The organism is Pseudomonas entomophila (genome assembly GCF_013523125.1).
Lineage (GTDB): Bacteria > Pseudomonadota > Gammaproteobacteria > Pseudomonadales > Pseudomonadaceae > Aquipseudomonas > Aquipseudomonas entomophila_B.
Map to the genome: position 1 here is coordinate 1 of NZ_JAAMQJ010000027.1, position 18,898 is coordinate 18,898.

Here is an 18,898-nt window from a genome sequence, read left to right on the forward strand (position 1 = left end):
GCTTGCTCATGGACTGGCCCTCGCTGCCGTTGGCTGTTCAAGAAACGCCACCGTGGCACTGTGATGCCTCGGCGGGGGCGAGTCCATTCAATTACACCCGTAGCCCCACCGCGGGGTTGCAGGCTATAGCGGTCACCTGTGGGGCCCCAGTGCCGCGATCGGCTCCGCAGGAGCCGCAAAGCCCGGCACCTCGGAGCAGCAGGCTGACGGTGTCCAAAGGCTTGCATCTTCTTCACGCCCCGCCAGATTCGCTTGCCGCTTGCCGCTTGCCGCTTGCCGCTTGCCGCTTGCCGCTACCCCTGCAACCCCGCCAGACAGGTCGCCAGGTGATAAGGCGTCGTCGAAGGCATGTCGTGCCGGCTGACCCGTCCTGCACCATCGCGGCACTCATGCCAACCCTCGGCGGTGAGAAAGCGCGTCTCCAGCACCTGCAGCTGCCGCGCCAACGTCTCGCGCCAGGCGGGCCGCAGGGCCAGGGCGCGCACGTATTCGGCCTGAGCCCAGATGCGCTGGGTCGCGTCGATCACCCGCCCGTCGACATCGAGCATTGCCAGCACCGCGCCGTCCTGCACGCCGAACCGCTCGGCCTGCGCAAAACCGCGCGTGATCGAGGCATGCAGCGCGGAGTCGCGCAGCAGCGGCGAGGTGTCGAGCAGGAAGAACCACTCGAACTGATGCCCCGGCTCGAACCAGTTGTCCGGTGCCCCCCTGGGACGCTCCAGCATCACGCCGGTATCGGGGTCGACGAAGTCGCGCTGCAAGGCCTCGCACAGCCCGATCAGCGCCTCCTGCACGGCCTCGTCCGCCCTGACCGCCAGGGTCTGCAGAAAGGCCTCGGCCAAATGCATCTGCGGGTTCTGCAGCGGGCCGCTGCCCAGGTCCGACCAGTTCTCGCCCAGGCTGGCCTCGTACAGGCCGTCGTCACGGGCGAAACGCTCGGCGATGACGCTCAGCGCACCCTCGAGGGTGGACGCGACCAGACGTTCGCCCACCTGGCCCCAATAATGGGCGCAGGCGAACACGATGAACGCGTGGGTGTAGAGGTCCTTGCGCCGATCCAGCGGCTGACCGTGCGCATCGATGCTGTAGAACCAGCCACCGTGCTCGGCATCGTGGAAATGCGTGCGCAACGAGCGGAACAGTGTGGCCGCACGCTCAGCGGCACCGGGCTCGCCCAGACGGCTGCTGAACAGGTACAGCTGGCGCGCGCAGGCCATGGCGCGGTAGCGCACCACGGGCAAGGGGCGATGCTCGGCGTCCAGGGCTTCATAGGGCAAGGCCATGTCCGCATTCCACCCCGGGCCTTGCCACAACGGCACGAGGGTATCGGCAAGGTGCTGCCTGAAGCGGTGCAGGCGGGCATCGAAGTCGGACAAGGCAGGCGAGGGCGTGGACATGAGGGCGCTCAGGACGGTCGGGCAGTGCGCCATGGTAGCAGAATCGGCCGTTGCGCGGCCTCAGCCTGGGTTGCCCAGGCCCTGCCAGTGGCGCGCGCCGACGAAGATGAAGCGCAGCTGCTGGATGATCTTTTCCTGGGCGCTCAAGGACGCCGGCCACTCGACGTCGGGGGTGTCGATCAGCTCCGGCAGGGTGGCGAAGACGGTCTTGACCACCAGGTCGGCCATCACCGCCAGCGCCGGCGCATCCAGGTGCTGCCAGCGCGGCATGTGTGCCAGGTCGGTGGCCAGGTCCGAGCTGATGCCATGGCGCAGGCGGGCAATGGCCTGGCGCACGACCTGTGAGCCCCCATATTGCTCGCGGGCCAGAAACAGAAACTGCGCACGGTGGGCCGCGACCACGTCGAGAAAGATCCGCACCGATGCATCGGTGATGCCGCCCATTTCCAGCTCGTTCTGTCGCACCAGGCGAATGGTCTGGCGGAACGTGGCGTCGATGGCACCGACCAGCGCCAGGCCCAGGGCGTCCATGTCCGGAAAGTGGCGGTAGAAGCCGGTGGGGACGATGCCGGCCAGCCGCGCGACCTCGCGCAGGCTGAGGCTGCCGAAACCGCGCCCGCTCTCCATCAACTGGCAGGCGGCGTCGAGCAGGGCCTGTCGAGTCTGAAGCTTCTGTTCGGCGCGCGGCAGCATGGCGGGCAATCTGTGGCTGATGTGGAACCGCACTCTAGAGAAAAGCACCGAGCCGGGTCAATGCAGGCTGGATCGCGTGTACAAGTCCTTCGACGTAACTCGCTCAGCCGAGATGACCGGCCTTGCGCACACGCTCGGAGCCGCCTTCGGCCACCGCTTCGGCCCGCTCGAGCAGACGATCGGCGCCACCTTCGGCCACCGCAGTGTCGCGTTCGAGCAGACGATCGGCACCGCCCTCGGCGAGCTGTGCGGCGCGTTCGAGCAGGCGGTCGGCGCCGCCTTCGGTAAGGAAGGCCTGGGTACGGGGTGCCGAGCGTACTTCGCCGATCGTGGGCTGATCCGGCGCGGGCAGGGCGAAGGCCTGGGTCGACAGCAGCGACAGGCTCAGGCTGAGCAGCAAGAACGATTTCATAGGGGATGCTCCTGTAATGGGCAAGTGAATGGGGAACGAGGCCCATGCTACGCCGCGTGCGCGTGACGAGAAGTTCATCCGGGTGATGGTGATCATCGACACCAATGATGATCGTTGCAGAGGCTCTGGCGCGCGGGTCTGGCGTCGGCGGCGGTCACTTGCAGAACGGGGATGGGCAGGGCGGTCTAGCCTGTAAGGGGGGGACGACGGCGAAAAAACCGTGATCTCGCGCCTTGGATAAAACCCGGCGGGCTTTCGTCAGTCCGACGTAATACGATCGCTTTCATCATCCTCGGCTTCGGCCCGCCATCAGGAGAACTTCGCAATGACGCGCCCTGCCCGAATCATCGCCTGGACCCTTGCCAGCTTCGTCGCGTTGCTGGCGATACTGGTGGTGATCATCGCCACCTTCGACTGGAATCGGGTCAAGCCGATGCTCAACGAGAAGGTGTCCGAGGCCCTGCACCGACCATTTGCCATCAATGGCAACCTGGCTGTGCGCTGGCAGCGCGAGCCTGAAGAAGGCGGCTGGCGCGCCTGGGTGCCCTGGCCACGGTTCATCGCCGACGACCTGACCCTGGGCAACCCGGACTGGGCCAAGGAGCCGCGCATGGTCGGCCTGGAGCGCGTGGAGTTTCGTCTGTCGCCCTTGCCCCTGCTGGCGCAGCGCATCACCATCCCGCGCATCGACCTGACCAAACCCGATGCGCAACTGACCCGTCTGGCCGATGGCCGGGCCAACTGGACCTTCGACCTGGGGCCCAAGGATGAGAACGCCGAGCCGTCGAGCTGGGAGCTGGACATCGGCTCGATCCGCTTCGACCAGGGCAACGTGCGCTACGACGACCAGATGCTCAAGGCGAGCGTGAAGGTGCAGATCGATCCGCTGGGCAAGCCGATTCCGTTCAGCGAGATCGTCGGCAAGGAGCGCGCGGAAAAAACCGGAAATGCCCAGGACTACGCATTCGGCCTGAAGGCCGAAGGGCGTTACAAAGGTGAGCCGGTCTCCGGCACCGGCAAGATCGGTGGATTGCTGGCCCTGCGCGACAGCGAGCAGCCGTTCCCCATCCAGGCCGACGTCCGTGCCGCCGACACGCGCGTGGTCCTGGCCGGTACCGTGACCGACCCGCTCAACCTGGGGGCGCTCGACCTGCGCCTGCGCCTGTCGGGCAAGAGCCTGGGCAACCTGTACCCGCTGACCGGCGTGACGCTGCCGGACACGCCACCGTACTCCACCGACGGCCACCTGACGGCCAACCTGCAGGACAAGCAGGGCATGCGTTTCCGCTACGAAGGGTTCAACGGCAAGATCGGCAACAGCGACATTCACGGCACCCTGGCGTACGCCGCCACCCAGCCACGGCCCAAGCTCAGCGGTGAGCTGGTGTCGAACCAGCTGCTGTTCGATGACCTGGCCCCGCTGATCGGTGCCGACTCCAACACCGAGCAAAAGGCTCGCGGTGGCGCCAGCAAGCAGCCGACGGACAAGGTCTTGCCCGTGGAGGAGTTCCGCACCGAACGCTGGCGCGCCATGGACGCCGACGTGAAGTTCACCGGCAAGCGCATCGTGCACAGCAAGGAGCTGCCGTTCAACGATCTGTCGGCCCATGTGCTGCTCGAAGATGGCCTGCTGCGCCTGAACCCGCTGCGCTTCGGTGTCGCTGGCGGCAACCTGGAGTCGCGTATTCGTCTGGATGGGCGCAACGTGCCGCTCCAGGGCCATGCCAAGCTCAGCGCCCGCGGCTTCAAGCTCAAGCAGCTGTTCCCAAGCTTTGCGCCGATGCAGACCAGCTTCGGTGAACTCAACGGCGATGCTGACCTGCGCGGGCGTGGCAACTCGGTGGCGGCGTTGCTGGGCAGCTCCAATGGTGATTTGCGCCTGCTGATCAACGACGGCGCGATCAGTCGCAGCCTGATGGAAATCGCCGGTTTGAACGTCGGCAACTACCTGGTCGACAAGCTGTTCGGCGACGAAGAGGTGAAGATCAACTGCGCGGCGGCCGACGTCGGGATCAAGGAGGGCCTGGCAAGTACGCGGGTGTTCGTGTTCGATACCGAGAACGCGATCATCTACGTCGACGGTAACGTCAACCTGGCCAGCGAGCGGATGGATCTGGAAGTGTCGCCGGAGTCGAAGGGCTTCCGGCTGTTCTCCCTGCGCTCACCGCTGTACGTACGCGGGACCTTCGCCAAGCCCAATGCAGGCGTGAAGGCCGTACCGCTGGCGCTGCGCGGTGCCGGCATGCTGGCCCTCGGCGCCACCGTCGGCCCGGCCGCCGGGCTGCTGGCCCTGATCGCGCCAGGGGACGACGTGCCGGACCAGTGCCGACCGCTGCTGGAGAAGGTGAAAGCGGGCAAGAAATAGGGCGAGGGGGAGTGCAGGCGCGCCGCGGAAGAGGCAAGGGCGCTTGAGCCTGCCCCGGCCGCATCGCTGGCAAAGCCAGCTCCCACACGGGCCGTGCGAAAATCTGAAGGATCTGAGGGGCCCATGACCCATTCACCCGCTGGGCTGTCTTCGATCACCCAGCTACGAATGACAGTGTGGGAGCTGGCTTGCCAGCGATAGCGTCGGTACAGGCACAGTGCCTCAAACCGACGTGCCTTGATGAAGCCGGCGCCTGAGCGAGTGCTATACCGGCCTCACACCTGCGTGAACCGCCCCAACCGCTGTCGCAGCCGATCGTTCTCGCTGCGCAACACGCGCACCTCCTGCAGCAGTTCCAGCGCCAGTGCCACACCTTCCCATTCCAGCTGCAGCTCGTCACGCAATCGAGCTGCCCGGCGAGCCAGGTGCGGCGCCTGGTCATCGAAGCGCCAGTCGTCGGGCGTGCGCCCCGACGGTTCAACGATGCCGTGTTCGACGATTTCGATCACACAGTCCGCCGACAGATCGGCTTCCTGGCAGAGGGTACGCATGTCCAGTTGAACGATCAGGGTGCTGCTCATGATCAGCTACTCCATTGAGTCCTCGGGTTGAATGCGGCCTTGTCGGCCAGCTTGCTCCACAATTCGCGGGTATCGGCGTTGGACTGGCTGGGCATCACCACCTTGAGCTGGGCGTACAGGTCACCACGCTCGCCCTGCTTGTTGGCCAGGCCCATGCCCTTGACGCGCAGGCGCTGCCCGGCCTGGCTGTCGGGCCGGATGGTCAGGTTGATCTTGCCGGTCAGGGTCGGGACCGCCACCTTGGTGCCCAAGGCCGCTTCCCATGGCGCCAGGGGCACGGTGATGATCAGGTCGTGGCCTTCGACATCGAACAGCGGATGCGGCGCCATGCGCAGCGTCAGGTACAGGTCGCCATTGGCCCCGCCATCGATGCCCGGCGCGCCCTGGCCCTTGAGACGAATGCGCTCGCCATCGGTCACTCCGGCCGGGATCTTGATGTTCAAGGTCTTGGTGGTGAAGCCGGTGCGCTGACCCTGCGCATTGACCTGCGGCACCTGGAAGCTGACCTGCTTGGACTCCTTGCTCAGGGTCTCCTCGAGAAACACCGCCAGTTCCAGTTCCACGTCCTGCCCTCGTCTGCCCGCGCTCTGTTGTGGGCCACGACCGAAGGGGTTACCACCGCGCGCGCCGAAGATCGAACTGAAGAAGTCCGAAAAATCACCCTGTTCGAACCCGCTGTCGGCGCCACCACGGCCCTGCCAACCAGGAGGGGCCTGGAAGGGTCGGCCATGCTGACCGCCGTACTTGCGGATCTCGTCGTACTCGGCACGTTTCTCCGGGCTGCCAAGCACTTCGTAGGCCTCGTTGGCCTCCTTGAACTTGTCCTCGGCGTCCCGCTCCTTGCTGACATCGGGGTGGTACTTGCGCGCCAGCTTGCGATAGGCGGCCTTGATCGCCTTGTCGTCCGCCGTCGGCTCCACACCGAGTATCGTGTAATAGTCTTTGAAGTCCATCTAAGGGCTCACCCTCGAAAAATAGGCGTTACTGCTGAAGATAAGGATCAAGCATAGCCTTTCAAGGTGCCCTATGGGTGGATCTGGCGCAGACGATCGGTCTTGATTCTCGCGTTCACTCGCATACACTGCGCGGCCGTTTTTGCCTCCGGACACCTGCAAGCATGTCAGATCACACCCCGGCCCGCGCCTGCGGCATCGACTTCGGCACCTCGAACTCCACGGTCGGCTGGCATCGACCGGGCGGCGACACCCTGCTCGCGCTGGAGGACGGCAAGATCACGCTGCCGTCGGTGGTGTTCTTCAACCTCGAAGAGCGGCGCCCGGCCTACGGCCGCATGGCCTTGCACGAATATCTGGAGGGCTACGAAGGCCGGCTGATGCGTTCGCTCAAGAGCCTGCTCGGCTCCAAGCTGATCAAGCACGACACCAGCGTGCTGGGCACGGCCTTGCCGTTCAAGGACCTGCTGGGCCTGTTCATCGGTGAACTCAAGCGCCGCGCCGAGGCGTCGGCCGAACGCAGCTTCGACCAGGTGGTGCTCGGTCGCCCGGTGTTCTTCGTCGACGATGATCCGGCGGCCGACCAGGAAGCCGAAGACACCCTGGCCGAGGTCGCCCGCACGCTGGGCTTCAAGGACGTGTCGTTCCAATTCGAACCGATCGCTGCGGCGTTCGACTACGAGTCGGGCATCGACCGAGAGGAGCTGGTGCTGATCGTCGACATCGGCGGCGGTACCTCGGACTTCTCCCTGGTGCGCCTGGCGCCTGAGCGCCATCAGCTCGATGAGCGCCAGAGCGACATCCTGGCCACCGGCGGCGTACACATCGGGGGTACCGACTTCGACAAGCAGCTCAGCCTGCACGGGGTGATGCCGTTGTTCGGTTATGGCAGCCGCATGAAGAGCCAGGCCCTGATGCCGACCAGCTACCACCTGAACCTGGCCACCTGGCACACCATCAACGCCGTGTATGCGCAGAAGTCGCAGCTGGCGCTGGGCAGCCTGCGCTACGACATCGAGGATGCCCAGGGCATCGACCGGCTGTTCAAGCTGATCGAGCAACGCGCCGGTCACTGGCTGGCCATGGAAGTGGAAGCCAGCAAGATCGCCCTGACCGACGAACCGAGCCGACGCATCGACCTTGGGCGCATCGAGCCGCACCTAGCCGCCGACCTGACCCGTCCTCTGTTCGAGCAGGCCATCGACGGCTTGCTCGAGCGGGTGCGCGGCAGCGTGACCGATCTGCTGAGCAAGGCAGGCGTGGGCGTCGGCCAGGTCGACACCGTGTTCTTCACCGGCGGCTCCAGCGGCATTCCGGCCCTGCGCCAGAGCGTCGCCGCCATGCTGCCCAGCGCCCGCCACGTGGAAGGCAACCGCTTCGGCAGCATCGGCAGCGGCCTGGCCATCGAGGCGCGCAAGCGGTACGGGTGAGGGGGGAGGGCGAGCCTCAAGCTACAAGCTACAAGCTACAAGCTACAAGCGGACGGTGGTGTGGTGCGTCAAGTGTTGACAGGACGTTGAGACAGGGCTGACGCTCTGGCTTGCCGCTTGCCGCTTGCCGCTTGCCGCTTGCCGCTTGCCGCTCTCACACCAACTCGATCCGCCGCAACTCACTCTTGAGGTAGGCGTAGTAGATAGGCCCGGCGACCACGCCGGGCAGGCCGAAGGCTGCCTCGAAGACCAGCATCGCCAGCAGCAGCTCCCAGGACTTGGCGCGGATCTGGCCGCCGACGATGCGGGCGTTGAGGAAGTATTCGACCTTGTGGATGACGATCAGGTAACCGAGCGCAGCGACCGCCACCCAGATCGACAGCGACAGGCCGACGATGGTGATCAGGGTGTTCGACATCAGGTTGCCGATCACCGGCAGCAGGCCGAGCAGGAAGGTCAGCACGATCAAGGTCTTGGTCAGGGGCAGGTGCACGCCGAACAAGGGCAGCACCAGCGCCAGGAAGATCCCGGTGAAGGCCGTGTTGAGCAGGGAAATCTTGATCTGCGCGAAGACGATGTTGCGAAACGCCTGGACCAGCAGGCTGAGCCGCTCGAACAGTGCCGCCGCCAGAGGCTTGCGCCGTGAGACGTCGGGCAGGCGCTGCAGGGCGACGATGGCGCCCAGGATCATGCCGATCAGCAGGGTGACGAACATGTGCGCCGCACCCTTGCCCAGCAGTTGCAGCTCGCCCATGTGGCTCTTGAACCACTCGCCGATGGCCACCCTGAACTCCGCCGCACTGGCCGGCAGGTAGCTGTCGATGAACGGCGGCAGCTGCGCGCGTGCGCGGTCGACCACCACCATGAAGCGATCCAGCGACGCCCCAGGGTTCTCGGCCTCGTGCAACACGAAGCTGATCGCCCCGGCGAACAGCAGCGCCAGGCTGGTGACCACCAGAGTGCCCAGCAGGGCCACCGCCAGCCAGCGTGCCCGTTGACCGGCGATCAGCGGTTGCAGCCGGGGCGTGAGCATGTTGACCAGTTCGAACACCAGCAGGCCCGCCAGCAGGCTCGGCAACAGCTTCAACGGCAGCGCCAGCAACAGGCCAGCCCCCACGATGAGCCAGCTGGCCTGGGTGATCTGACGGGGGGTGAAGGTCATACGGCCTCGCTGTGGGCGGCGAAAAGGCAGCAGTCTGCCAGCCTTCAGTCATCAGGCATAGCGTCTTGCGCCAAGGTGTTTCAGGGTTTTTCAAACTACAGGCCCAATGCTGGCCATCGCGATCGAACTCCTGGCGCGCGCTGCGGTTCCAAACCAAACAGACCTGAACAAGGACCGGACCATGTACAAGCAGACCCTGGCAATCCTTCTGGCCGGCATGACCCTGGCCGCCTGCAGCAGCCGCCCGGAGAACCCGGTGGACTACGTCACCTACCGCGACCAGCCGCTGGTCAAACAGGTGGAAAATGGCATGACCATGCAGCGCGTCATCGCCATCGGCGGTAGCCCGTCCTTCGTCAGCGACCTGCCCAATGGCGGCACCTGCAACGACTACATCCTGAACCACGAAGGCCAGCAGCAGCCGTACTACGTGCGCTTCGACGCCACCGGCCATGTGGACGCCAAGGGCTTCAAGACCTGCAAGGAACGCGAGCAAGACCGCAGAGCGACCCCAGGCGCCTGAGCCTGCAAGTCGCCGCGAGCACCGTGACCTGATTTCCTGGAGATAACGATGAGCAACGCTGAACTGACCGACATTCACGTCCTGCGTGAACGTGCCCGCCAGCACGTGGAGAATGGCGCCGTCACCGAGGGCTATTCGGCCGACCGCGAAGAGATCCTGCGCCTGCTGAACGAGTCGCTGGCCACCGAACTGGTCTGCACCCTGCGCTACAAGCGCCACTACTTCATGGCCAGCGGCATCAAGGCCAGCATCGCGGCCGAAGAGTTCCTCGAACACGCCAACCAGGAAGCCGAGCACGCCGACCGTCTGGCCGAGCGCATCGTGCAGCTGGGGGGCGAGCCGGACTTCAACCCGGACAACCTGAGCCGCAACTCCCACGCTCAGTACGTAGCAGGCACCACCCTGCGCGAGATGGTCCTGGAGGACCTGGTGGCCGAGCGGATCGCCATCGACAGCTACCGCGAGATCATCAAGTACATCGGCGACAAGGACCCGACCACCCGCCGTATCTACGAAGACATCCTGGCCCAGGAAGAAGAGCACGCCGACGACATGTCGGACATTCTCGAAGGGCTGTAAGGGGCGGGCTTGGCTGAGCCTGTCGAGTGAGCTATATGTCCGGTGTGGCTGATGCTACGGGCCCTGCGGGCCCGATCGCGGCACAGGGGCCGCTCAGTGTGGATCGCGCTGCTGACCTGTCAGACCGCCGCGTCCCCTGGAGCGGCCCCTGCCGGGGCGCCGGACCGGCCGCGATTGGGCCCGCAGGGCCCACAGGGCCAATCAACGCCTCGGCAGAATCAGCACCAAACTCCAAGGCATGTGCCCATCACAGCCCCTGGAATTCAACTCTTTCCCACGATCTTCTGCATGAACGTCAGGTCCAGCCACCGCCCGAATTTTACCCCCACCTGCGCCATCTGCCCGGTCACCACGAATCCCAAGCGCTCATGCAGCCGAATGGACGCCGCATTGCCACTTTCGATGGCAGCCACCATCACATGCTTGCCACAGGCGCGCGCGCGCTCGATCAGCGCTTCCATCAGCACCGGCCCCAGGCCCTTGCCGCGTTGATCACCACGCACATAGACCGAATGCTCGACCGTGTACTTGAACCCCTCGAACGGCCGCCAGTCACCGAACGAGGCGTACCCCAGCACGCCGCTGTCATCGACGGCCACCAGGATCGGATACCCTTGTGCGGCACGCAGCTCGAACCACGTCTGGCGATTGGCCAAGTCCACGGGCGTCTCGTTCCAGATCGCCGTGGTGTTGAGTACCGCATCGTTGTAGATGGCGAGAAGGTCGGGGAGATCGTCTGGCAGTGCGTCACGCAGGTGGTAGGTCATGGGTGTTCTTCACGAAGGATCTGGGAACAATAGGCCAAGCAGCATGGGGGTGGTACTGCCAGGGATGGGCATGTGGCAGGTTTGCACACTAGCTTGACCCACTCTATCTGACCAGCAGAAGGTTCAACCGCCAGACCCTGTGCCCAGATGGGATACTCAGGGCCTACGCGCAGGAACGTCGTCTTGCAAAACACATCCCGCTACACGCGCCTTGGCCTATCTGAATCAGGGCACGTAAGGGCAGATGGGCAAATCTGACCATCTTTGAAACATACTGCTGGCAACGTGAGCGTACGGTATACGACATTTGGCGCTATAATTGCGCCAAATGTCGTGCGAGGAGGATGCGCCATGATGTCCATCGAAACCGCCAAGGCCGGTGCTGCACGCAGGCCCACGGAATACCTGCTCAGCGGCAATTCCGACCAGTTGAGCAACGTCATGATCTACAAGCAGACCCTCAAGGGGTTCGCGCTCAAAGACGTACAAGACATGCTTTCCATTTCGCTTCTGTATTCGACTCAGAAAGTCCTGAGCCGTATCGTTGGCAGGTCCGTGAGGACGCTCCAGCGACGGGGCAGCACCGAGCAACCCGCGCAGCTCAACGCTCAGCAGAGCGCTATCGCGTTCCAGTACGCCAAGGTGCTCGAGCACGCCATCACTGTCTTTGGAACCCAGGCGCTTGCCGAGGAGTGGCTGGGACGTCCATGCAAGTACCTGGATGGCGACGTGCCGCTCGACGTCATCGACAACCCGGTCGGCTTTCAGGCAGTCGAGGATTATCTGGAGCGAATTGCCTTGGGCGTCTATCAATGAATGGATTGCCCTGGGCGTCATCCTGGCGTGCCTGGCGCCTCGATCGTGAGGTCTACAAAGCGTCCTGGGACAGTGGCATCGGAGCCCGAACGTTCGGCGGACGGTGGAATCCACCGGGTCGTACTGTCGTGTACGCCTCAGCCGACCCGGCCACTGCCATCCTTGAGGTCGCCGTGCATACTGGTTTCGACACGCTCGATACCGTTGCCCATGTACTCACCTGCTTCGAAGTACTGGATCACCGCCTGATCAAGGTCGTGCAACCCGAGGACGTCCCCAATCCCGTATGGCTGACGAGCGCTGCGGCTTCGCCCAACCAACAGAAGTTCGCCGATACGTTGCTCGCTGAGCATCCGTTCGTCCTGATTCCCTCTGCAGTTACCCGACACTCATGGAACCTGTTGATCAGCTGCGAGCTCGCCGAGGGTCACTATCGACTGGTGAGCCAAGAACGGTTTGGGCTGGACACTCGGCTGATCACGTCTTGACCGCTCGCCGAACATTTTGACACACCCTTGTGACTTGAGTACCGTGCGCCACCGCAGTAGATTCTGCGGCACGGGATTGGCGTCCCGGACAAGACAGAGATCGGACACGGCTGCTGAAGACAGTAGTGTCCTGCATGGTTGCACCCGCTATGGGCGGCGCCGTGTGCGGGAGCCTTCGGGCTCACCGGTCCTCTGTCCGGCACGCCAACCCGCACGGCTCCGCCCACCTATATTGGCGTATGGGTACGGAGCGTCATCACAGAGAGTTGCAAGGAGTGACCCATGCTCGAGAAAGCCCTCCCAGACCCACCCTGCCTGTCGATCAAGCCTCTCTCTTGCTGCCGAGAGGTGCGTTCATGAAACCACCATCCTTCATACGTCCCGACCCTGGTACCCCGCGCCCCGTCACGGCGTGTTCGACCTTCGGCACCTGCAACCACGCCCACGAACCCACCTTCATGGTACGCGCGGGTATCGACAGCGAAGATGCGCTGGTGTGTGCCGTCGCAGCCTTGAAGGCGGCATACGAGGCCAACGCCACGGCCCTGGAGAAAGCGGACGAACCGCTGCGCAGCCTGTTGATGGCGACGGAGAATTCGTTGGAGAAAGGCCTGGCGTTGACCGAAGCCGTGTTGCACGGCATCGAAGCCGACTAGCCAAGCGTGCGCCCTGTGTAAAGGGCGCACTGCTCGACGCGTCTCGATCAGCGGTCGAACGACCGCTTGCGCCGCACGACCTGGTAGCTCACCGCGAGCACCAGGAACCAGATCGGCGTGACCACCAGCGCGGCGCGAGTATCGCTTTCCAGGCTCAACAGCACCAGGATGAAGGCGAAGAACGCCAGGCACACGTAGCACATCACGCGCCCGCCGGGCATCTTGTAGATCGACGCCTGGTGCAGCGCGGCGCGGTGCTTGCGGTAGCTCAGGTAGGACAGCAGGATCAGCGTCCAGACGAACATGAACAGCACCGCCGACACAGTGGTGACCAAGGTGAAGGCCTCGACCACGTCCGGGATCAGGTAGATCAGCACCGCGCCGAACAGCAGGCACAGGCAGGAGAAATACAAGCCGTTGGCAGGCACTGCTCGACGCGACAGGCGCCCGAACGCGCCGGGGGCGTCGCCTTCCTGGGCCAGGCCGAACAGCATGCGGCTGGTGGAGAACACGCCGCTGTTGGCCGACGAGGCCGCCGAGGTCAGCACCACGAAGTTGATGATGCTCGCCGCCGCCGGCAGGCCGGCCAGCACGAACAGCTCGACGAACGGGCTCTTGCCCGGCACCACGTCGCGCCAGGGGGTCACGGCCATGATCGCGATCAGCGCCAGCACGTAGAACACGATGATGCGGATCGGGATCGAGTTGATCGCCCGCGGCAACGTGCGCTCGGGGTTCTTCGCCTCGGCGGCGGTGGTACCGACCAGCTCGATGCCGACGAAGGCGAACACGGCGATCTGGAAACCGGCGAAGAAGCCCATGAGCCCATGGGGGAACATGCCTTCGTCGTTCCACAGGTTGGCCAGCTGCGCGGTGCTGCCGCTCGGCGACTCGAACCCGGTGACCACCATGTACAGGCCGGTGGCGACCAGCCCGAGGATGGCGACGATCTTGATCAGGGCGAACCAGAACTCCATCTCGCCGAACAGCTTCACCGTGACCAGGTTCAGCGACAGCAGCACTGCGACGCAGGTCAGCGCCGGTATCCACTGCGGCAGGTCGGGAAACCAGAACTGCGAGTAGGCGGCGATGGCGATGACGTCGGCGATGCCGGTGATCACCCAGCAGAACCAGTAGGTCCAGCCCGTGAAGAAGCCGGCCCAGGGGCCGAGCAGGTCGGCGGAGAAGTCGATGAACGACTTGTAGTTCAGGTTCGACAGCAACAGTTCGCCCATGGCGCGCATGACGAAGAACAGCATGAAGCCGATGATCATGTAGACGAAGATGATCGACGGACCGGCCAGGCTGATGGTCTTGCCCGAGCCCATGAACAGGCCGGTACCGATGGCACCGCCGATGGCGATCAACTGGATGTGGCGGTTGGTCAGGTTGCGTTGCAGGTGCTGGTCGTCAGCAGGACGGGAAGGGGTCCGGTTCATTGGCTGCATTCCATCGAGGCTCAGTCTTTTTGTCAGGGAAAGCCGCACAGGCTACCACGGCTCCCCGACAAGTGTGCGCGACGGATTGCCTCGACCGGGGTCGAGGCCTGGCAGGCCCGCGACGCCGACGACTCAGGCGCTGGCCAGCACCCGACGGCGTACCAGCAGCTTGTCCACCAGCCACATCGCCAGCATCGACACCCCCACCAGCGGGAAGGCCACGCCCAGCACCAGCATTACCCCGGTGGCCACCTTCCAGCGCGGCAGGTCATGGCGCAGGGGTGGTACCCCCAGGCCTCCGGCCGGCCGCCGTTTCCACCACATCACCAGACCACTGACCGACCCCAGCAGCACCATCAGGCAGATCAGGCACACCACCGCCTGGTGCAGCGGGCCGTACAGCTTGCCCTGGTGCAGCATCACCCCCATTTCTGTGGCACGGGCCGCCAGCCCATAATCGCGCCAGCGCACGTCGGCCAGCACCTTGCCGGTGTACTGGTCGACGTGGAGCGTGGCGTCGTGGCGCGGGTCGTCGGCGAACACCGCAATGGTGAACACGCCTTCGGCGGTGGTGGGCAGCGTGATGCTGTAGCCCGGCTCGACCTCGCGCGCCGTGGCGATATCCTGGACGTGTTGCAGGCTGACCTGCGGTGCGGCAGGGCCGCTGGACATGCCGTGATGGCCGGCATGCTCGGCGTGCGCGCCGGACTGCGGCATCGGGGTGTTTTCCATGGCCCAGGGCACAGTCTGCCGGTGGGCGCTGTTCAGGTCGCGAGCCTGCTGATCCGAGGTGGGCATGGCGTTCCACATGGCCGCTGGAAAGCGATTCCACAGGTCCGCGTACTGCTTGCCCCAGAAGCCGGTCCAGGTCATGCCGCTGAGCAGCAGGAGCAACAGGAAGCCCGCGCCCCAGAAGCCGCTGACGGCGTGCAGGTCGCGCCACAGCACCCGTCCTCGCGCGGCAGCACGAGGCCACAGCACGCCACCGGTGCGCCGACCGCGTGGCCACCACAGGTAGAGGCCGGACACCACCAGCACGGTGCCCCAGCCGGCCGCCAACTCGATCAGGCGATCGCCCGTCGTGCCGATCATCAGCTCGGCATGCAGGCCGCGGGCGATGGCCTGCAGATTGTACTTGCTGTCCTGCGCGCCCAGCACCGTGCCCTGGTAGGGGTCGACGAACACGTTCAGCTCACGGCCGGCATCGTGCACCACGAATTGCGCACTGCGTTGCGGGTTCAACGGGGGCAGGTACTGCGCCACGTGGCCCTGGGGGTAGGTGTGCTGCACCGACGCCAGCAGGGCATCGGCGCTTTGCCGATGATGGCCGGTCTCGACCACCATCAGGTCCCGGTAGAGCAGCGGGTCCAGCTGTGGCTTGAACAGGTAGATCAGGCCGGTGATTGCCAGCAGGATCATGAACGGCGCGACGAACAGACCGGCATAGAAATGCCAGCGCCAGGCCAGGTTGTAGAATGAAACGCGTGACTCGCTCATGGAGCGCTCCCATCTGCATCAAACGGGGCGCGGTGACAGGACCGCGCCCACGGGTTCAGAAACTCAGGTCGACCTGGGTCCACAACGTGCGGCCCGGCTCGTTGACGGGCGTCGGGTCACTGGCCGGATATCCGAACCCGGCATTGCCCGCCAAGTTCAGGTGCTCGGCGTAGGTCTTGTCGAACAGGTTGTCGACCCCTGCGCTGAGCTTGACCTGCTTGTTCACCCGGTAGGCCCCGTTGAGCGAAAACACGCCGAACCCGGCACTGTCGCGGTAGTCCTTGCCCACCACGTTGCCCTGGCCTTCGGCGATGCGTCGCTGCGGCGCCACCAGGCGCAGCAGGGCGCCGGCGCTCCAGGCCTCGCGTGCATAGGTCAGGCCGAGCCGGCTTTCCAGCGGCGGCATCTGCGGCAGGGCACGCCCGTCGCTGCTGTTCTTGCCCCAGGCGTAGGCCAGGGTCGCGTCAGCCTTCCAGTGATCGAACAGCCTGTAGGCCGCGCCCAGTTCGCCGCCCATCACCCGCGCATCGACGTTGCTGGCGCGCGAGCGGGCCGCGCCGGTCATCCCGGACCGGTAATCGAACAGGATGTAGTCGCGGATCTGTCCGGCGTAGGCCGACGCCCAGGCTTCCAGGCGCTCGTCCTTGTAGCTCACGCCTAGGTCGAGCTGGGTGGTCTTCTCCGGCGCGATACCCTCGAAGGCGTCCCGCGAACCTACCGGGCCGACGCCTGGCGAGAACAGCTCCCAGTAGTCGGGGAAGCGCTGGGCATGGCCCAGGCCGATATAGGCGGTGGCGGGCAGTGCGGCAAGGTCGTGTTCCAGGCGCACGAACCCACTGGGCAAGGTCTCGGCACGTTCGCGGGTGCCGCTGGCGTCCGCCTGGCGGAAGTCGCGGGCGCTGGCCCGATCCAGGCGGGCGCCGCTGACCAGGCGATCGGTGTCGGTGGCGTGCCAGGTCAGCTCGGCGAAAGCGCCATAGTTGTGGAAGTCGGCGTCCTGGGTCCAGGCCTGGCCACGGTGGGCATCCACGCCCATCCCGCCCCGTTTGCGGTGTTCGTTGCGCTGGGCATCGAGCCCACCGATCAGCTGCAGGTCGTCCCAGCGCCAGGTGGCCTTGAGCCGTGCGCCCAGGGAGCGGCGGTCGACGTTGCTGACCATCGGCCGGCCCATCATGCCGCTGCCCGACGGGCGCCGCAGGCTGTAGTTGTCCATGACGTGGTCGGCGTAGTTGTACCAGACCTGCGCCTCGATCGAATCGAGCACCTCGCCCAGGTTGGAGCGTTCGAAGCGCAGGCCCAGGCTTTCGCGCTTGAACTGCGAGCCGTCCATGCCGCGCCCGGCATAGCGGGCTTCGCCGTCGCCCCGGCCTGCGGTCAGCTCCAGCAGGGTGTCGGCGTCCGGGGTCCAGCCCAGGGTCACGTCGCCGTTCCATTTGTCCCAACGGGACGGTACGTCGTCGCCTTGGCCATCGGCGTAGTCGCCGGCGCGTGACTGGTTGCCGACGAAGCGCGCGTAGGCCTGCTGGTGGCCTGCGGCTGCGTCGAGGCGCCTGTCGAAGCGGCCGTTGGAGCCGACCAGCAGGCTGGCGTCGACCCGGCTGCCCAGTTCGCCGAAGCGCTCGGGGTCGCGCTCGAACAGCACCGTGCCCGCCGAGCCGCCAGGGCCCCAGATGACGCTCTGCGGGCCTTTGATGACCGTCAGCCGGTCATAGGTCTGCGGCGAGATGTACGAGGTCGGTGCGTCCATGCGGTTGGGGCAGGCGCCAAGCATGAGGCCGCCATTGGTGAGGATGTTCAGGCGCGAACCGAACAGGCCGCGCAGCACTGGGTCGCCATTGGTGCCGCCGGAGCGGATGGCCGAGAACCCCGGAATGGTCTTGAGGTAGTCGGCACCGTCGCTGGCCGGGACGGGCTGGCGGGGTTCGCGAGGGTCGGTGACCACGGTCAGGGGCGAGCTGGGCGCGACGGCGGTGATGACGGTGGGGCTGAGTTCGTCGCTGCCGCGCAGGGCCGGAACGGGGTCCGGGCCTGCCGCCAGGGCGAAGGGGGCGAGCAGCGAGCTGCAGAGCAGCGTCAGCGGTGTGCGCAATGGTCGCGCAGAGAGGTACGTGCAACCGGTCATGAGGATTCCAGTCGATCAGTCGGAAACGGGCGCGCACGCCACAGGCGTAGGCGCAGGTCGAAGGTTCAGACGTCGATCAAGACGGGTGGCGCGCGGCTTCTGGCGCCTGGGAAGACGGTGGCGGTGGCATGGCCAGGCAACGGCGGCAGGGCCGAGGCGATGGCAGGTGGCAGGCTGTGATTGCCCAGCGAGCTCAGGGTGCCGGGCAGGGCGGGGCAGTTGAACAGCAGACTGCAGTAGCCGCACTGCTCCCAGATCACGTGCAGCTGAGGGTCGTGCTGGCGCCCGTGGTGCATGGCGCCATGGGCCTGCGGGTCGGCTGCCTGGGCAGCGTGCGCAGGCCCTTCCATACCTGCGCCCATGGCCATGCCGGCGTGGTGATTCATCGGCATCGACTGAGCGATCAGCGGGCCGATGAAGATCATCCACATGGCGAACAGGCTCAGCCAGCTGCCGTTCACGCGGTGGTGATCGGCGCGGCGTCGAGCGGGTCGACCGAGGGGCAGGCGCATCATGCAGGGGTCAGGGATGGTCAGTGGATGTGCGGCTGCCCCGTGGCGGCCTTGGGTGGCTCGCGCTGCACCAGCACCTGGACGGTGACGTCACCGGCCTTTTCGAAGTGCAGGGTCAATGGGAAACGCTGGCCGTCGCTCAGCATGGCACGGTCCTTCGGCTGCATGAGCATGACGTGGTAGGCACCCGGCGCGAAGGTCAGGTCCTGGCCGGCCGGCACCGCGACGCTCGGCACCGGTTGCATGCGCATCAGGCCATCGCCGGTCTGGACATGCGCATGCAACTGCGCGTCATCGGTGATCGGGCTGTCCACGCCGAGCAGGCGGTCGTCCGTCGTGGCGTTGTTGTGCACGACGAAGTAGGCCGCCACGCTGGGCGCATTGGGCGGCAGCTGCAGCGACCAGGGGTGAGCGATGTGCAGGTCGCCCTGGGTGTATTCGTGGGCGTTGGCGAAGGCACCGGGCAGCAGCAGGGCGGCCAGGAGCAGGGCGTGCTTGAGCATGAA

General features: G+C 65.5%; 19 protein-coding genes. 7 read left to right on the top strand and 12 right to left on the bottom strand.

The annotated features are described in order from the left end of the window. Window positions 1–293: 293 nt before the first annotated feature. The 3 genes from G7007_RS14375 to G7007_RS14385 form a co-directional block, all read right to left on the bottom strand. The gene (locus G7007_RS14375; RefSeq protein ID WP_181102705.1) at window positions 294–1,397 is read right to left on the bottom strand and encodes an AGE family epimerase/isomerase; all 1,104 of its coding nucleotides are present in this window, start codon (window positions 1,395–1,397) and stop codon (window positions 294–296) included. Between the two features lie 60 nt (window positions 1,398–1,457). After that, on the bottom strand, window positions 1,458–2,090 hold the full coding sequence (locus G7007_RS14380) for a TetR family transcriptional regulator (protein ID WP_181102707.1): 633 nt from the start codon (window positions 2,088–2,090) through the stop codon (window positions 1,458–1,460). A gap of 103 nt (window positions 2,091–2,193) precedes the next feature. Continuing rightward, entirely contained in the window at window positions 2,194–2,502 is a 309-nt protein-coding gene (locus G7007_RS14385) for a hypothetical protein (protein WP_181102709.1), read from the bottom strand. A 325-nt stretch (window positions 2,503–2,827) separates the two neighbouring features. Here G7007_RS14385 and G7007_RS14390 point away from each other — a divergent pair, with 325 nt between their 5' ends. Beyond that, a complete protein-coding gene (locus G7007_RS14390) occupies window positions 2,828–4,867 on the top strand; it encodes an AsmA family protein (protein ID WP_181102711.1) in 2,040 nt (679 codons plus the stop codon). A gap of 275 nt (window positions 4,868–5,142) precedes the next feature. On the opposite strand, the gene G7007_RS14395 is transcribed toward G7007_RS14390, so the two are convergent. Both G7007_RS14395 and cbpA read right to left on the bottom strand, forming a co-directional pair. After that, on the bottom strand, window positions 5,143–5,448 hold the full coding sequence (locus tag G7007_RS14395) for a chaperone modulator CbpM (protein ID WP_181102713.1): 306 nt from the start codon (window positions 5,446–5,448) through the stop codon (window positions 5,143–5,145). A 2-nt stretch (window positions 5,449–5,450) separates the two neighbouring features. Next, entirely contained in the window at window positions 5,451–6,401 is a 951-nt protein-coding gene (cbpA, locus tag G7007_RS14400; protein ID WP_181102715.1) for a curved DNA-binding protein, read from the bottom strand. A 164-nt stretch (window positions 6,402–6,565) separates the two neighbouring features. Between cbpA and G7007_RS14405 the strand changes: the two genes are divergently transcribed. Continuing rightward, entirely contained in the window at window positions 6,566–7,831 is a 1,266-nt protein-coding gene (locus tag G7007_RS14405; protein WP_181102717.1) for an Hsp70 family protein, read from the top strand. 154 nt (window positions 7,832–7,985) lie between these two features. Here G7007_RS14405 and G7007_RS14410 read toward each other — a convergent pair whose 3' ends face one another. Further along, window positions 7,986–8,993, bottom strand: coding sequence for an AI-2E family transporter (locus G7007_RS14410; protein ID WP_181102719.1), 1,008 nt, complete (start codon window positions 8,991–8,993; stop codon window positions 7,986–7,988). Between the two features lie 181 nt (window positions 8,994–9,174). Here G7007_RS14410 and osmE point away from each other — a divergent pair, with 181 nt between their 5' ends. Further along, a complete protein-coding gene (osmE, locus tag G7007_RS14415) occupies window positions 9,175–9,516 on the top strand; it encodes an osmotically-inducible lipoprotein OsmE (RefSeq protein WP_060395088.1) in 342 nt (113 codons plus the stop codon). Between the two features lie 48 nt (window positions 9,517–9,564). After that, complete coding sequence (locus G7007_RS14420) at window positions 9,565–10,095, top strand: ferritin-like domain-containing protein (RefSeq protein WP_181102721.1); 531 nt, start codon at window positions 9,565–9,567, stop codon at window positions 10,093–10,095. Between the two features lie 263 nt (window positions 10,096–10,358). Here G7007_RS14420 and G7007_RS14425 read toward each other — a convergent pair whose 3' ends face one another. Continuing rightward, window positions 10,359–10,862, bottom strand: a complete 504-nt coding sequence (locus tag G7007_RS14425) for a GNAT family N-acetyltransferase (protein ID WP_181102723.1) — start codon at window positions 10,860–10,862, stop codon at window positions 10,359–10,361. 354 nt (window positions 10,863–11,216) lie between these two features. Between G7007_RS14425 and G7007_RS14430 the strand changes: the two genes are divergently transcribed. From G7007_RS14430 to G7007_RS14440, 3 genes are all read left to right on the top strand, one after another. After that, window positions 11,217–11,678 (top strand): antitoxin Xre/MbcA/ParS toxin-binding domain-containing protein, encoded by a 462-nt coding sequence (locus G7007_RS14430; protein WP_375139498.1) that lies wholly within the window; start codon window positions 11,217–11,219, stop codon window positions 11,676–11,678. After that, a complete protein-coding gene (locus G7007_RS14435) occupies window positions 11,675–12,166 on the top strand; it encodes an RES family NAD+ phosphorylase (RefSeq protein ID WP_181102725.1) in 492 nt (163 codons plus the stop codon). Before G7007_RS14430 ends, G7007_RS14435 begins: the two co-directional genes overlap by 4 nt. Window positions 12,167–12,522: 356 nt before the next feature. Next, window positions 12,523–12,822 (top strand): hypothetical protein, encoded by a 300-nt coding sequence (locus G7007_RS14440; protein WP_181102727.1) that lies wholly within the window; start codon window positions 12,523–12,525, stop codon window positions 12,820–12,822. 47 nt (window positions 12,823–12,869) lie between these two features. On the opposite strand, the gene cycA is transcribed toward G7007_RS14440, so the two are convergent. From cycA to G7007_RS14465, 5 genes are all read right to left on the bottom strand, one after another. Then, window positions 12,870–14,261, bottom strand: a complete 1,392-nt coding sequence (gene cycA / locus G7007_RS14445; protein WP_181102729.1) for a D-serine/D-alanine/glycine transporter — start codon at window positions 14,259–14,261, stop codon at window positions 12,870–12,872. A 132-nt stretch (window positions 14,262–14,393) separates the two neighbouring features. After that, the gene (locus tag G7007_RS14450; protein WP_181102731.1) at window positions 14,394–15,758 is read right to left on the bottom strand and encodes a PepSY-associated TM helix domain-containing protein; all 1,365 of its coding nucleotides are present in this window, start codon (window positions 15,756–15,758) and stop codon (window positions 14,394–14,396) included. 55 nt (window positions 15,759–15,813) lie between these two features. Further along, on the bottom strand, window positions 15,814–17,880 hold the full coding sequence (locus G7007_RS14455; protein ID WP_181102733.1) for a TonB-dependent copper receptor: 2,067 nt from the start codon (window positions 17,878–17,880) through the stop codon (window positions 15,814–15,816). A gap of 65 nt (window positions 17,881–17,945) precedes the next feature. Then, window positions 17,946–18,392 (bottom strand): DUF2946 domain-containing protein, encoded by a 447-nt coding sequence (locus G7007_RS14460; protein WP_181102784.1) that lies wholly within the window; start codon window positions 18,390–18,392, stop codon window positions 17,946–17,948. 20 nt (window positions 18,393–18,412) lie between these two features. Next, the gene (locus G7007_RS14465) at window positions 18,413–18,895 is read right to left on the bottom strand and encodes a copper chaperone PCu(A)C (RefSeq protein ID WP_181102735.1); all 483 of its coding nucleotides are present in this window, start codon (window positions 18,893–18,895) and stop codon (window positions 18,413–18,415) included. Window positions 18,896–18,898 lie beyond the last annotated feature (3 nt).

What these genes read in the sequence shown, in the direction of transcription:
- G7007_RS14375 (WP_181102705.1), bottom strand. Translation starts at nt 1,397, where the DNA reads ATGTCCACGCCCTCGCCTGCCTTGTCCGACTTCGATGCCCGCCTGCAC.
- G7007_RS14380 (WP_181102707.1), bottom strand. Translation starts at nt 2,090, where the DNA reads ATGCTGCCGCGCGCCGAACAGAAGCTTCAGACTCGACAGGCCCTGCTC.
- G7007_RS14385 (WP_181102709.1), bottom strand. Translation starts at nt 2,502, where the DNA reads ATGAAATCGTTCTTGCTGCTCAGCCTGAGCCTGTCGCTGCTGTCGACC.
- G7007_RS14390 (WP_181102711.1), top strand. Translation starts at nt 2,828, where the DNA reads ATGACGCGCCCTGCCCGAATCATCGCCTGGACCCTTGCCAGCTTCGTC.
- G7007_RS14395 (WP_181102713.1), bottom strand. Translation starts at nt 5,448, where the DNA reads ATGAGCAGCACCCTGATCGTTCAACTGGACATGCGTACCCTCTGCCAG.
- cbpA (WP_181102715.1), bottom strand. Translation starts at nt 6,401, where the DNA reads ATGGACTTCAAAGACTATTACACGATACTCGGTGTGGAGCCGACGGCG.
- G7007_RS14405 (WP_181102717.1), top strand. Translation starts at nt 6,566, where the DNA reads ATGTCAGATCACACCCCGGCCCGCGCCTGCGGCATCGACTTCGGCACC.
- G7007_RS14410 (WP_181102719.1), bottom strand. Translation starts at nt 8,993, where the DNA reads ATGACCTTCACCCCCCGTCAGATCACCCAGGCCAGCTGGCTCATCGTG.
- osmE (WP_060395088.1), top strand. Translation starts at nt 9,175, where the DNA reads ATGTACAAGCAGACCCTGGCAATCCTTCTGGCCGGCATGACCCTGGCC.
- G7007_RS14420 (WP_181102721.1), top strand. Translation starts at nt 9,565, where the DNA reads ATGAGCAACGCTGAACTGACCGACATTCACGTCCTGCGTGAACGTGCC.
- G7007_RS14425 (WP_181102723.1), bottom strand. Translation starts at nt 10,862, where the DNA reads ATGACCTACCACCTGCGTGACGCACTGCCAGACGATCTCCCCGACCTT.
- G7007_RS14430 (WP_375139498.1), top strand. Translation starts at nt 11,217, where the DNA reads ATGTCCATCGAAACCGCCAAGGCCGGTGCTGCACGCAGGCCCACGGAA.
- G7007_RS14435 (WP_181102725.1), top strand. Translation starts at nt 11,675, where the DNA reads ATGAATGGATTGCCCTGGGCGTCATCCTGGCGTGCCTGGCGCCTCGAT.
- G7007_RS14440 (WP_181102727.1), top strand. Translation starts at nt 12,523, where the DNA reads ATGAAACCACCATCCTTCATACGTCCCGACCCTGGTACCCCGCGCCCC.
- cycA (WP_181102729.1), bottom strand. Translation starts at nt 14,261, where the DNA reads ATGAACCGGACCCCTTCCCGTCCTGCTGACGACCAGCACCTGCAACGC.
- G7007_RS14450 (WP_181102731.1), bottom strand. Translation starts at nt 15,758, where the DNA reads ATGAGCGAGTCACGCGTTTCATTCTACAACCTGGCCTGGCGCTGGCAT.
- G7007_RS14455 (WP_181102733.1), bottom strand. Translation starts at nt 17,880, where the DNA reads ATGACCGGTTGCACGTACCTCTCTGCGCGACCATTGCGCACACCGCTG.
- G7007_RS14460 (WP_181102784.1), bottom strand. Translation starts at nt 18,392, where the DNA reads ATGCGCCTGCCCCTCGGTCGACCCGCTCGACGCCGCGCCGATCACCAC.
- G7007_RS14465 (WP_181102735.1), bottom strand. Translation starts at nt 18,895, where the DNA reads ATGCTCAAGCACGCCCTGCTCCTGGCCGCCCTGCTGCTGCCCGGTGCC.